We start from the raw sequence: 12,951 nt of genomic DNA on the forward strand, positions 1-12,951 counted from the left end.
CCGAACCACGCGTGGCAGTATGCGGCGGCGCATCATCACCTCACCAAAGCGCCCGGATATTATGTCGCGCCGCTCGATCTCGCCGGGTGCGACCCCGCTCGATACGCCCGTTGCTGTGTGACGCAATTCACGGCAGAATAACGACTTACGGAACACTATTGACACGGATGGCGAATAGTCTCCCGCCGCGAAGGTGGTCAGGCACCCAGACAAAGCGGGCGCGTGGTTAACGCACCCCAATCAACGAGCGCAGTTTTTACGTGATAGTAGTTCGACAACCACAGAGCAAGCCGCTGTTTTTGAGAGGTCCCTCTCTTGGCATGCGCCTCACGCTGTTTGCGATTCTGTCGGTGTGTTTGATGGTGCTCGATCATCGGGATGATCATTTACAGTCGGTCAGACAAGTGTTGTCGGCGGCCGTACAACCGGTTCGTGAAGCCGTCGATTTTCCGTTTAGCGCGGCCGAGTGGATTGGCGAGGCCAGCCGCGATCGTGAGTCATTGCAGCGCGAAAACGAGCAGCTTAAGTCGGAACAACTGATCACTAGTGTTCGCTTGCAACGCTTTGCCGCATTGGAAGCAGAGAACGCGCGACTGCGCGCGCTCATGGAATCGACCGCAAAGGTTGCAGACCGCGTGTTGGTTACCGAAATATTATCCATCGATCTTGACCCGTTGCGTCATCGAGTGGCACTCGATAAAGGCATTCGACATGGCGCGTTCACCGGACAAGCGTTACTTGATGCGCATGGTGTGGTGGGGCAAATCACCCGAACAGGCCCTTTGAATTCGGAAGCCATTTTGATTAGTGATCCGGATCACGCGGTACCCGTTGAAATCAATCGCAATGGTTTACGAACGATTGCAGTCGGGACCGGAAATCCAGGTGAATTGAGCTTGCCTTTCCTGCCGAATAACGCCGATATTCAAGCCGGCGATTTGCTTGTAACCTCCGGATTAGGCGGAAGATTTCCCAAAGGCTATCCGGTTGCAAAGATCGCCAAAGTCGAACGCAACCCACACGAGAAGTTTGCCATTATTAATGCCACACCGGCCGCCGCACTCAATCAAAATCGCGAAGTACTACTGGTGTGGTCCGGCGAACAAATCGCACGCGATGAACTGGCTAACGCAATGAAAAAAGAGCAAGGTAACGTCGCGCAAACCGCCGGCGGCACACCTTGATTCTGACGCATCGCCGGGTTCTGGCCGCGATCGCCGGCAGTACGTTTTTTAGCTTCGCGCTGACCATCGCGCCACTTCCAGAATCACTGAATGCGTTTCGACCCGACTTCGTCGCACTCACTCTTTTCTTTTGGTTGGTAAGCGTACCGAATTGGATCGGTGTGGCCGTTGCTTGGCTGTGTGGACTCTTACTCGACACACTTCACGGCAGCCTGCTCGGACAACACGCGTTGGCGCTCACGGTTTTTGCGTTTATCACGCTACGATTTCATTTGCGCATCCGAGTCTTCACGATTTGGCAGGAACTCGTCGCACTCTTTATTCTTTTGGGTGTCTATCACTTTCTATTGTTTTGGTCTGACGGTATCGGCAATCAGTCGGTAAACTACGGCTGGAGTCACTTGGCACAACTCGCCGCGAGTATCGCCGTGTGGCCAGTGTGGGTTCTCATGCTCAATACGCTGGCGCGTCGAACCCGCTGACCACTCATTCACCTCAACTGGACTCGCCATGAGCGGCCGCGATCCAATAAAAGACACTCATTTCGAACAGGTCGTGTTTTCGGCGCGGGTTATTTTTGCCGGGGTTTTTGCGCTGATTTTGTTCGGCCTGCTGCTTTTTAGGTTGTTTACACTGCAAATAATCGATCACGAGCACTACCAAACGCTGTCGCAAGGCAATCGGGTGAGAATCGAGCCGATTCCCCCGACCCGAGGGCTGATATTCGACCGAAACGGCACGTTACTGGCGGAGAATCTGCCCGCTTATCAGCTCGAACTGATCCCCGAACAAGTTGAAGACCTCGAATCGACCCTGGCGCGTTTGCGCCTTCTTGAGCTGCTGTCGATTGAAGATGAAGAGCGTTTTCGTGCGAATTTGTCCAAGAGCGCTCGGCGCTTTGTACCAGTACCCCTCAAATTTCGCCTCACCGAAGAGGAATTGGCTCGGTTTGCGGTGCAACGGCCGCGTTTTCCTGGCGTCGATATTCGCGCCCGCCTGGCGCGCCACTACCCGTTAAACCAATCGGGCGTTCATGCCATTGGCTACGTTGGCAGCCTGTCGAGTAATGATCTGGCCAACGTCGAACCCTCGCTCTACGCCGGCACGACGCACATCGGCAAAAGTGGTGTCGAGCGCGCATACGAAAATCTGCTGCACGGTAACGTGGGGTATCGTCAGGTGGTGGTCAATGCGCAAGGCCGTGCCCTGCAGGTGCTCGAAGGCAATCCACCAACGCCGGGCAATGATCTGTATCTCACTCTGGATGTGCCGACACAACAAGCCGCGGAAGAAGCGCTTGGCGAAAAGCGCGGCGCGGTGGTCGCTCTAGATCCGAATAATGGTGAAATTTTGGCGTTGGTCAGCACACCAGGCTATGACCCCAACCCCTTCGGCGAGGGCCTGACCCAACGCGAATACGCATTACTGCGTGACGATCCTGATACGCCCTTTCTTAATAGGGCCTTGAGCGGACAGTATCCCCCTGGTTCGACCGTTAAACCGATTCTCGGTCTGGCGGCATTGCATTTCGGTGTGTCGAACGCCTGGGACCGAACGTACTGTCAAGGATATTTCTCGATTCCTGGCAATGAGCACCGCTATCGCGACTGGAAAATTGAAGGGCACGGCGAGGTGACACTCGCCTCAGCCATCGCTCAGTCATGCGACGTGTACTTCTACGAAATGGCCCTCGAACTGGGCATCGACCGAATGCACACGTTTATGGCCGCGTTTGGTTTTGGTCAGCCAACCCAAATTGATATCCGCGGGGAACGGCGTGGCATAAACCCGTCACGCGCGTGGAAAAAATTGCGCTTCGATCGACCCGCCGAACAAGTTTGGTTCCCAGGCGAAACCGTGATTACCGGCATCGGTCAAGGATCCACACTGGCCACGCCACTCCAACTCGCCTACGCCACCGCGACACTCGCGACGCGCGGCCATCGCTTCAAGCCGCGGCTCGTTGAGGCCGTGCGTGACCCGATCTCGGGAGAAATTACGCGCACCCCCACGGTTCCCCAAGAGGTGGTCAGCATTCGCGATCCAGCGGATTGGGAATACATTGTTCAAGCCATGACCGATGTCATGCACAGCCCGCTCGGCAGTGCGCGCGCCAGCGCCTTAAACAGTGCCTATCGCATCGCTGGCAAAACTGGCACAGCCCAGGTGTTTACTGTGGGTCAAGACGAAGTCTATGACGAATTGGAACTCACCGAGCGTCAGCGCGACCACGCGTGGTTTGTGGCGTTTGCGCCAGTGGATAACCCACAAATAGCCGTGGCGGTTCTGGTCGAAAACGGGGGCAGCGGCAGCGCCGCGGCGGCGCCACTCGCGCGCCGTGTGATGGACGCCTATTTGTTGAACAAAGAGCGACGTCGATGAACCTGGACATCAGTCTCGATCAACGCGAACAGCGCGCGCCTTTGAATCTGGTCGGTCGCATGCTTCTGCGATTACACATCGACGGCATGCTGCTCGTCTTGTTATTGCTGATCTGTGCCGTCGGCATCTTCGTGTTATACAGTGCCGATGGCCAAAGTTTGGGCCGCGTTAACAAACAGCTTGTGCGCATCGTAGTCGCCTTTGGCGGTGCGATTGTCATCGCGCAGATGCCACCGAACTTTCTGCGCATGTGGTCGCCCCTGCTCTTTATCGCTGGCCTCATCCTGTTGGTGCTTGTGGAATTTACCGGTGATGTGGGCAAAGGTGCTCAGCGCTGGCTCGACATTGGCTTATTTTCATTTCAACCCTCTGAGATTATGAAACTCGCCGTGCCGATGGCGGTAGCCTGGTATCTGCACAAAGTGCCGCTACCACCCACACTCAAGACCCTTGCGTTTTGCGGTTTGATCATCGCCGCACCGACTTACTTAATCCTACGGCAACCGGACTTGGGAACCGCCTTGCTGATCGCCAGCTCCGGCATACTGGCGGTGTTTTTCGCGGGCCTTTCAAAACGCTTAATCGCAGGATTGGGACTGCTCGCGGCGTGCGCCGCCCCGGCAATTTGGCATTTTGATTTGATTCGCGAGTACCAAAAGCAGCGAATTTTGACCATGTTCAACCCCGAGAGTGATCCACTGGGCGCGGGCTACCACATCATTCAATCAAAAATCGCCATCGGCTCTGGTGGGCTTTTCGGCAAAGGCTGGCTGAACGGCACCCAATCACAGCTGGAATTTCTCCCAGAGCGTTCCACTGATTTTATTTTTGCCGTGTTGGGGGAGGAGTTTGGGCTTCTGGGCTTGATAACCCTGCTCACGCTGTATGTCTTGGTTGTGGCGCGCGGTATGGTCATTGCGCTACAGGCGCAGGACACTTACACACGCCTACTCGCTGGCAGCATCAGCGGAACGTTCTTCGTGTACGTATTTGTCAATACTGGCATGGTCACCGGGCTGCTTCCGGTCGTCGGCGTCCCATTACCCTTGGTGAGTTACGGCGGCACGTCGATGGTGACCCTCATGGCCGGTTTCGGTATCCTTATGTCTATTCATTCTCACCGCAAATTCATGGCCCGATAATGACACTCAAAAAACTCGTGATCGCGATTGCAGGTGTGCTGATAACACTGCCCACAAGCACGCAAACGCTCGACATCGAACGCGACAATGTACAAGCGTTCATCAATGTCATGGTGAACGAGCATCAGCTCGCTCGTGGCGATGTCGAAGCGGTGCTCAAGCAAGCTGAAACCAAAGAATCCATTCTCGAGGCGATGCGCCGGCCGGCCGAAAAGAGCAAGCCTTGGCATGCGTATCGAAAGATTTTCTTAACGTCACGTCGAATTCGCGAAGGCGTGGCATTTTGGAAAACCCATCGGGACGCGATCGAGAGTGTTGCGGATGCGCGTGGCGTACCGCCCGAGATCATCGTGGCGATTATTGGCGTCGAAACCCATTATGGTCGGATCACAGGCAGCTATCGGGTCGTGGATGCGCTGTCCACACTCGCGTTCGATTACCCACCTCGGAGTCCGTTTTTTACCAAAGAACTCGAACATTTTTTCTTGCTCAGTAGCGAAGAACCGGTTGAGTTGCTCAACGCCAAAGGCTCTTATGCTGGCGCCATGGGTGCGCCACAGTTTATTCCCAGCTCCTACCGACGCTACGCCGCCGATGGCGACGACGATGGGCGGCGCAATTTGTTTACTAGTTGGCACGATGTGTTTGCCAGTATTGCCAATTACTTTGTCGAACACGGCTGGCAAACAGGGGGGCCGATTGTGTCACGCGCGGACGGTGATCCACGCCTAGCCGAACGCCTGGAACTGCGCCGATTGGCAACCGTCTATCGGACCGAATTTTTGCAGCAAGAGGGACTTCAGTTCGAGCGACTCAGTGGCGCCGATGACCGGGCGATGGTGATTAATTTCGAAGGTGAAACGGAACCCGAAATCTGGATTGGCTATCAGAATTTTTACGTCATCACGCGCTACAACCGCAGCAAAATGTACGCAATGGCCGTGCACCAACTCAGCGAGGCAATCCGCGATGGCATGTTGGTTGATGAATAAGCGCACGCTCGTATGGGTCGTGTTGCTGTGTGTGGGACTCAGCGGCTGCCTGAGCCGACCCGTTTCTCCGCCCTCGCGCTCAGCTCCACCGCCCGATGTGCTACCGCCGCAGTATGAGCGTTCCTATGTCGTATTTGGCCAGCGCTACTACATTTTAAAGAGTGCCAACGGGTACGACGAGCAAGGCATCGCATCGTGGTACGGCCCTAAGTTTCACGGCCGCAAAACCGCGAACGGGGAAACCTATGACATGCACGGTATGTCGGCCGCGCACAAAAGCCTGCCGCTCGATACTTGGGTGCGTGTCACCAACCTCGACAATCAAAAACAACTCACACTGCGCATCAACGATCGCGGTCCGTTCGTTGACGATCGCATTATTGATCTGTCGTTCGCGGCCGCAAAAGCGCTGGACGTGGTCGCACCCGGTACGGCCCCTGTTCGAGTCGAGGCGATTTCGGCCACTGCCCGTCTTGCGCCACGTGAAGTGGTCACCGCCACGATTGAACGACCCGCGGTGATCGAGAGCCGCCCTTCTCTTGAGCCCGCACCGGTTTTTAGTGAAGAACCGGCCGCGGACGCCGCGCCCACCGGCATCATCAGTCCAGATACAGTGTATGGCTCAACACCCGTAATGCCCGCGCCGTCACCCGCTACTGCCACCTCCTCAACGCGCGAGCGTCCCCGTGTGGCGGCAAGTGATTCACAGGTATTTCAAAGTGGAAGTTTTATTCAGGTGGCTGCGTTCAGTTCACTGGAAAACGCCACAGCGATGAAGACGCAGCTTGAGCAATCCGGATTTGAAAACGTGTTTGTACAGTCGTTCGACGCGAATGGGCGCACCGTCCACCGCGTGCGATTGGGGCCGCTGAATTCTGCGACTCAACACCAGTCGCTCACCGACAAACTGACGGCCATCGGGTTGCTCGGTTTTCAAACGGTCAGACCGTAATGGTTTTTACCGTGCGGCAGCACCCAGCATGACTCAACTTACTATCGTATAACCCCACACCTCGCGAGATTCCGACCCATGCATTTTTTCGGCCGACTGACACTCGTCTTCCTTAGCTTCATTGTGGCGTTCACAACGTTCGCTCAAACACCCATACCCGCGGCGCCCTCGATCAACGCCAAAAGCTATCTCGTGCGCGATCACAATAGTGGCAAGATTATTGCGGAGAAAAATGCGCACGACCGCGTCGCGCCGGCAAGCATCACCAAGCTTATGACCGCCTATGTCACGTTCAAAAAGCTTGCCGAAGGCAGCGTCACGCTCGACAGCATGGTCCCGATTAGCAAGCGTGCCTACGATGCTGAGGGATCGCGCATGTTTGTCGAAATCAACAGTCAGGTCAGCCTCGAAGATCTTATTCAGGGCATGATCGTACAAAGCGGAAATGATGCCAGCATCGCTATTGCCGAGTTTCTCGGCGGAACGGAAGAAGTGTTTGCCACACTCATGAATTACCACGCCGACGCACTGGGCATGACCAACAGCCAATTCATGAACAGCACGGGTCTGCCCGATGAGGGACACTATTCAACAGCGTGGGACATCGCCACGCTGTCCTCCGCCATCATCAATGAATTCCCCGATTACTATCGTTGGTATAGCCAGAAAAAGTTCACCTGGAATTCGATTCCACAAAGCAATCGCAACACTTTGCTGTGGACAGACGAGACGGTGGACGGTTTAAAGACGGGGTACACCAAAGAAGCGGGCTACTGCCTTGTCTCCTCGGCGTTACGCGGCGAAATGCGCATCATCTCGGTCGTTCTTGGCACGCCCACCGAAAAAGGTCGCGCCAACGCCAGTCGCTCGTTGTTAAACTACGCGTTCAGCTTTTATCGCACGCATCGCCTTTATGAGCGCGGCGCGGAACTGGGCACCGCCAAAGTGTGGAAAGCCGACAATCAAAGCCTCCCGGTAGGGCTTGAAAACGAGCTCTATATCACCATACCTAAGGGACAATACGAGTCATTAGAGGCATCGATGAATCTGCAGGAGCCGCTCACCGCACCGCTCGCGGCCAACACACCACTAGGCAGCGTCACGATCAAACTGCAGGACGACGTGATTGCGCAAGTGCCACTCATTGCGCTGCGCGACGTGCCAGAAGGAAGCGTATTTCGCCGCCTCAGCGATTCGGTCATGCTGTGGTTTGAGTAGCGATATGATTGATGCGCGCGTACTGCCGTTCGCGTACTTGAACGGCGACATTTTGCCCATTGAGCAAGCCAAGATTCCGGCGCTCGATCGCGGCTTTTTGTTCGGCGACGCGATATACGAGGTCATCCCTGTTTACCAAGGACAGCTGTTTCGTGCCGGCAGTCATATCGATCGACTCATGGACGGACTGGCCAAAATCCATATCGCTTCGTCTTTCGATGCGCAGGAATGGCGCACGGTGTTCGCAACCACCGCCAAAGCCAATGGGGCGATCGATCAATACATCTATTTACAGGTCACCCGAGGTGTCAGTCATTACCGAGACCACGCCACGCCCAGCGATATCGATCCTCTGGTGTTTGCGATGTCGCAGAAGCTACCGCCGCGGGCGAAAGCCGCACTCGAACACGGTATCGCCACCACACTTTTGCCCGACACGCGATGGTCGCGCTGCGATATCAAAAGCACGTCGCTGCTCGCAAACGTACTACTCAGACAGCGAGCCATCGACGACGACTGTGTGGAAGCGATTCTGCACGCAGATGGCTTTGTCACCGAAGGCGCGGCCAGCACGATCATGATGGCTGTCGACGGGACATTGGTTGTGCCGCCAAACTCGAATGCCATCCTGCCAGGCACGACCCGCCGCCTGGTCGAAGAGCTCGCCGATACGGCCGGCATTCCCTGCCAAACGACACGGTTAGCACTCGACGTATTTATGCGCGCGGATGAAGTGATGCTAAGCGCGGCCACCAAAGAGCTACTACCGGTTACGTCGGTCGACGGTAAAGCGGTGGGCAATGGGCGACCTGGCCCCATTTGGGCAGCCCTGGATTCGGCTTTTCAAGAGTACAAATTGGCCACTCTGGCTGATACGGACGCGCAACCATGAGCGAAGACGACACACTCATTGAGTTTCCGTGCGCGTTTCCGATTAAGGTAATGGGCGTGAGTACGGCGTCGGTACGCGCTGGAATTGATCAGGCAATCGCGACGCAAGCCTGCAGCAGCCTACCCGTGGATATACAAGAACGCTCGAGTCGCACCGGAAAATACACCGCCTACACGATCACCTGCACCTATCAATCCAAAGCCGAATTGGACGCGATGTATCGCGCCTTTACCGCCATTGAGGGCGTGAGCATGGTGTTGTGAGCCTGACGGTACGTGAACTCGGGCGTCAAGATTACGTGCCCATTTGGCAGGCCATGCAGACGTTCGTCGGCGGGCGGTCGCCCGACGAGCCCGGCGAGATTTGGATCGTCGAACATCCACCGGTTTTCACGCTGGGCAGCAATGCACGACCAGAGCATGTGCTCGCACCGGGCGATATCCCGGTAGTGCCGGTCGATCGCGGTGGGCAAGTGACGTATCACGGGCCCGGACAACTGGTGGTCTATCCGCTCATCTACCTGTCTCGCACCGGACTCGGTGTTCGCGATCTTGTGACCGCACTCGAACGAACAGTGGTGGATGTGCTGGCCGATTACGCGATCGATGCCTATCCACGCAAAGACGCGCCGGGTGTCTACGTTGAGCAAAAAAAAGTGGCCAGCATCGGACTGCGGATCAAGAGGAACTGGAGTTTTCACGGCCTAGCACTCAACGTCGACATGGACTTAGAACCTTTTTCACGCATCAATCCCTGCGGCTTTGCCGGAATGGAAATCACACAATGCCGCACACTGGGTGGACCCCAGACGCTCGATGAGGCCAGTGCGCGATTTATCCCGCACCTCCTGCGGCATCTGCGCTATGATTCCACTACGGTTAACTTTGTAAACGAACGCTAACATGGACTCCACACATCAGCGGCCCGCTCGCCCGGCTCGGCTAGAACCAGGCAAAAAGCTCACGGCGCAAGAAAAAATGGCTCGTATCCCCATCAAGATCGAGCCTACGGTCACCACGGTGCGTAAGCCGTCTTGGCTTCGTGTGAAAGCGCCCACGACGCCTCAGGTTAAGGCTCTCAAGGCCGTTTTACGCGAAAACCGTCTGCACACCGTATGCGAAGAAGCGAGTTGCCCAAACTTAACGGAGTGCTTTGGCCACGGTACCGCCACGTTCATGATCATGGGCGATATTTGCACACGCCGCTGCACGTTTTGCGACGTGGCACATGGCCGTCCGAAGCCGCTCGACACCGAAGAGCCGGCCAATCTCGCTCGGACGGTGGCGGCCATGAAGCTCAACTATGTCGTCATTACTTCCGTCGATCGAGACGACCTGCGCGATGGCGGCTCGCAGCACTTTGTCGATTGCATCAAGGCCATTCGCACATCGAGCCCCGACTGCCGCATCGAAGTTCTGGTACCTGACTTTCGTGGTCGTCACGACCGCGCATTGGATATTATGGAACAGGCGCCACCCGACGTGTTTAACCATAATATTGAGACGGTGCCACGCATCTACCGTGAAGTTCGACCCGGCTCGGATTACGCGCATTCGCTCAAGTTGCTCGCTGACTTCAAAGCGCAGCATCCGGGCGTGTCCACCAAGAGCGGCCTGATGGTAGGTATTGGTGAGGAGCTGGATGAGGTAGTCGACGTGTTTCGCGACCTGCGTGCCCATCAGTGTGACATGCTGACCGTGGGCCAATACCTTCAGCCCAGCAAGCACCATATGCCGGTGAGCCGCTTCGTCACCCCTGACGAATTCAAGGATCTCGAGCGCATTGGTTACGAACTTGGCTTCACGCATGTGGCCAGCGGGCCACTCGTCCGATCGTCCTACCACGCGGATCAGCAGGCGTTACATTTGGGCTGATCCCGCTCATCACAAGCTGCAATTCGCACTAGAAAAACTCCGTTAGCCATTGTTTTGGCTAGAGTTAGACTCAGCCTAGCCTAACCCAATTTGTAAAAAGTCATGACGAATAGTGCAATTTAACGATGCACCGCTATAATTCGCCCGAGTTTGGGGCAACGCGGTCGCTGTGGCGGCAGGGTTAACAAGGACTTACTGGGGTAAACGTTCGTCATCCGTGGCTTACGCGCTCCCGGTATTTCACATATAATCTGCCGATCGACTGAAACAGCGTCGAACGCTTTATCTCTACAATAAATTTGGGTTGGATATACCGGCTTCGTCGGTATGTATTTTTGTGACAATAGATTAGGGATACCTGGAGGTACTCTTCGATGAACTTACGTAACACTTTCGTTATGCTGACATCCGCAGCGCTGTTCGCGCTGGCTGGTTGTGCGCAGTCTACCGGCGGCGCGAGCCAGTCGGCGGGCAGCCAATCGGCAGCCGGTCAGTCGGCCAGTCAGTCGTCTGCTAGCCAGTCGGCCAGCCAGTCGTCGGCTAGTCAGTCGGCTAGTCAGTCTTCTGCCAGTCAGTCCGCCAGTCAGTCCGCCAGTCAGGCCAGCCAAGGCGCATCAGCCTCGGCACCCGCTGGTGACGCTGAAGACGATATGCAGGCACGCAAGCTTGCCATGCTCGAAAAAGAGCTGGCCGAGCGTGACCGTAGCATCGCCAGCATGCGCAAAGAGCTCGAAATGGCTCGCGAAGCGCAGGTATGCGAAACCAACACCGACAACATGTGTTCTGCCGGCAGCGATCTGTTCCCGCCTAACCCTCGCCCAGGTGAGTGCTACGCGCGTGTGATCGTACCCGCTAAATACGAAACCACGTCTGAAGTGATCACGGTCAAAGAAGCGTCTGAGCGCATCGAAGTGATTCCTGCTAAGTACGCTCCCGCAACGGAACGTGTTCTGGTTAAAGCCGCCTCTTCGCGTCTCGAAACGATTCCAGCTACCTACAAGACGGTTGAAGAACGCGTTCTGGTTCGCCCAGCAACCGTTCGTCTCGAGCAGGTACCAGCAACCTTTAAGAGCGTTGAAGAGCGTGTTCTGGTTAAGCCGGCCTCAACCCGACTGGAGAACATTCCAGCTACCTTCAAGACGGTAGAAGAGCGTGTGTTGATCAAGCCAGCTTCAACTCGCATCGAAACGATCCCGGCCCAGTACGGCCCAGGTAGTGAGCGTGTGGAAGTGAGCCCCGCTACGACCCGCTTCGAAACGGTTCCTGCTGTGTTTGAAACCCGCACCGAACAAGTGCTGGTTCGACCTGAGGCGACTCGCCTGGTGACGGTACCAGCTGAATACCGTACGGTTACCGAGCGTGTTCTGGACAAGCCTGCTCACACTGAATGGAAACGGGCTACCGGTATTGGTTCGGGCACTGGCGTAGGTTTTGGTGGTGCAGCGGCTCAGGTTGAGCGCTATGGCGACACCGATCAGCGTATTCTCGAAACCCGTGTGGATGACACCGGTGAAGTGATGTGTTTGGTTGAAGTACCTGCAACCTATAAAACGGTTTCCAAGCAGGTTCTGGTGAAGCCCGCTTCAACACAGACAGTGGTTGTGCCTGCTGAGTACAAGACCATCTCAACGGAAGTCATGGTGAAGCCCGCTGGTACCCGCGAGATTGCGGTCCCTGCGAAATTCGCTAACGTTGACACCACTGTGGTGATCAAGCCTGCTAGCACCCGCGAAATCACGGTACCTGCTGAATACGCAACCGTGACCAAGCAGGTTATCGACACGCCAGCAAGCGTCCGAGAAATTCCAGTGCCTGCTGAATACAAGAACGTGTCGACGCGCGTCATTGACACCCCAGCTAGCACCCGCGAAATTCCAGTGCCTGCTGAGTACAAGACGGTGAGCAAGCGCGTTATCGATACACCTGAGCGTACTCGCGAAGTGCCAATCGATGCGGTTTACAGCACGGTTGAAACCACTAAACTGGTCACTCCTGCTTCGGAGCGTCGTATTCCGGTTCCGGCCGAAACACGCACTGTGACGAACACCCGCAAAGTGTCTGAAGAGCGCATTGAGTGGCGTCCGGTTCTGTGTGAAATCAACATGACCGCCGCAAACGTAAGCGCCCTGCAGGCTGCCCTTCAGCAGACGGGTTGCTGCAAGTGTGGTCCTAACCGCAACGAGTGCAAGATCGACGGTGTCATGGGTCCATGCACCCTGCGTGCTTCGCAGTGCTACGCGAACCGCAAAGGTCTGCCTTCGGGTGACAAGTACGTCACCATCGAAGTCATTCGTTCGCTGGGTCTGAAGTTCTAA

At 56.0% G+C, this 12,951-nt stretch carries 12 protein-coding genes; all 12 read left to right on the top strand.

All coding sequences use genetic code 11. The annotated features are described in order from the left end of the window. Window positions 1-260 precede the first annotated feature (260 nt). The 12 genes from mreC (at window position 261) to AAF465_07590 (ending at window position 12,951) form a co-directional block, all read left to right on the top strand. Complete coding sequence (mreC, locus tag AAF465_07535; GenBank protein ID MEM7082570.1) at window positions 261-1,184, top strand: rod shape-determining protein MreC; 924 nt, start codon at window positions 261-263, stop codon at window positions 1,182-1,184. Beyond that, a complete protein-coding gene (gene mreD / locus AAF465_07540) occupies window positions 1,181-1,666 on the top strand; it encodes a rod shape-determining protein MreD (protein ID MEM7082571.1) in 486 nt (161 codons plus the stop codon). The genes mreC and mreD overlap by 4 nt, the downstream gene beginning before the upstream one ends. A gap of 28 nt (window positions 1,667-1,694) precedes the next feature. Then, a complete protein-coding gene (gene mrdA, locus AAF465_07545) occupies window positions 1,695-3,566 on the top strand; it encodes a penicillin-binding protein 2 (GenBank protein MEM7082572.1) in 1,872 nt (623 codons plus the stop codon). Next, complete coding sequence (rodA, locus tag AAF465_07550) at window positions 3,563-4,708, top strand: rod shape-determining protein RodA (GenBank protein ID MEM7082573.1); 1,146 nt, start codon at window positions 3,563-3,565, stop codon at window positions 4,706-4,708. Before mrdA ends, rodA begins: the two co-directional genes overlap by 4 nt. Then, entirely contained in the window at window positions 4,708-5,700 is a 993-nt protein-coding gene (gene mltB, locus AAF465_07555) for a lytic murein transglycosylase B (GenBank protein ID MEM7082574.1), read from the top strand. Before rodA ends, mltB begins: the two co-directional genes overlap by 1 nt. Then, complete coding sequence (locus tag AAF465_07560; GenBank protein MEM7082575.1) at window positions 5,693-6,652, top strand: septal ring lytic transglycosylase RlpA family protein; 960 nt, start codon at window positions 5,693-5,695, stop codon at window positions 6,650-6,652. The genes mltB and AAF465_07560 overlap by 8 nt, the downstream gene beginning before the upstream one ends. A 78-nt stretch (window positions 6,653-6,730) precedes the next feature. Further along, window positions 6,731-7,870, top strand: coding sequence for a D-alanyl-D-alanine carboxypeptidase family protein (locus tag AAF465_07565; GenBank protein ID MEM7082576.1), 1,140 nt, complete (start codon window positions 6,731-6,733; stop codon window positions 7,868-7,870). Window positions 7,871-7,874: 4 nt separating this feature from the next. Next, entirely contained in the window at window positions 7,875-8,762 is an 888-nt protein-coding gene (locus AAF465_07570; protein MEM7082577.1) for an aminotransferase class IV, read from the top strand. After that, window positions 8,759-9,025, top strand: coding sequence for a DUF493 domain-containing protein (locus tag AAF465_07575; protein ID MEM7082578.1), 267 nt, complete (start codon window positions 8,759-8,761; stop codon window positions 9,023-9,025). Before AAF465_07570 ends, AAF465_07575 begins: the two co-directional genes overlap by 4 nt. Further along, window positions 9,022-9,663, top strand: a complete 642-nt coding sequence (gene lipB / locus AAF465_07580; GenBank protein ID MEM7082579.1) for a lipoyl(octanoyl) transferase LipB — start codon at window positions 9,022-9,024, stop codon at window positions 9,661-9,663. Before AAF465_07575 ends, lipB begins: the two co-directional genes overlap by 4 nt. A gap of 1 nt (window position 9,664) precedes the next feature. Next, a complete protein-coding gene (gene lipA, locus AAF465_07585) occupies window positions 9,665-10,636 on the top strand; it encodes a lipoyl synthase (protein MEM7082580.1) in 972 nt (323 codons plus the stop codon). Between the two features lie 374 nt (window positions 10,637-11,010). Then, entirely contained in the window at window positions 11,011-12,951 is a 1,941-nt protein-coding gene (locus AAF465_07590; protein ID MEM7082581.1) for a hypothetical protein, read from the top strand.

The organism is Pseudomonadota bacterium (assembly GCA_039028935.1).
Taxonomy (GTDB): Bacteria; Pseudomonadota; Gammaproteobacteria; order Steroidobacterales; family SZUA-146; genus SZUA-146.

Excerpts from the sequence above, each read along its gene's own strand:
- mrdA (MEM7082572.1), top strand. The coding sequence starts at position 1,695 with ATGAGCGGCCGCGATCCAATAAAAGACACTCATTTCGAACAGGTCGTG.
- rodA (MEM7082573.1), top strand. The coding sequence starts at position 3,563 with ATGAACCTGGACATCAGTCTCGATCAACGCGAACAGCGCGCGCCTTTG.
- mltB (MEM7082574.1), top strand. The coding sequence starts at position 4,708 with ATGACACTCAAAAAACTCGTGATCGCGATTGCAGGTGTGCTGATAACA.
- AAF465_07560 (MEM7082575.1), top strand. The coding sequence starts at position 5,693 with ATGAATAAGCGCACGCTCGTATGGGTCGTGTTGCTGTGTGTGGGACTC.
- AAF465_07565 (MEM7082576.1), top strand. The coding sequence starts at position 6,731 with ATGCATTTTTTCGGCCGACTGACACTCGTCTTCCTTAGCTTCATTGTG.
- AAF465_07570 (MEM7082577.1), top strand. The coding sequence starts at position 7,875 with ATGATTGATGCGCGCGTACTGCCGTTCGCGTACTTGAACGGCGACATT.
- AAF465_07575 (MEM7082578.1), top strand. The coding sequence starts at position 8,759 with ATGAGCGAAGACGACACACTCATTGAGTTTCCGTGCGCGTTTCCGATT.
- lipA (MEM7082580.1), top strand. The coding sequence starts at position 9,665 with ATGGACTCCACACATCAGCGGCCCGCTCGCCCGGCTCGGCTAGAACCA.
- AAF465_07590 (MEM7082581.1), top strand. The coding sequence starts at position 11,011 with ATGAACTTACGTAACACTTTCGTTATGCTGACATCCGCAGCGCTGTTC.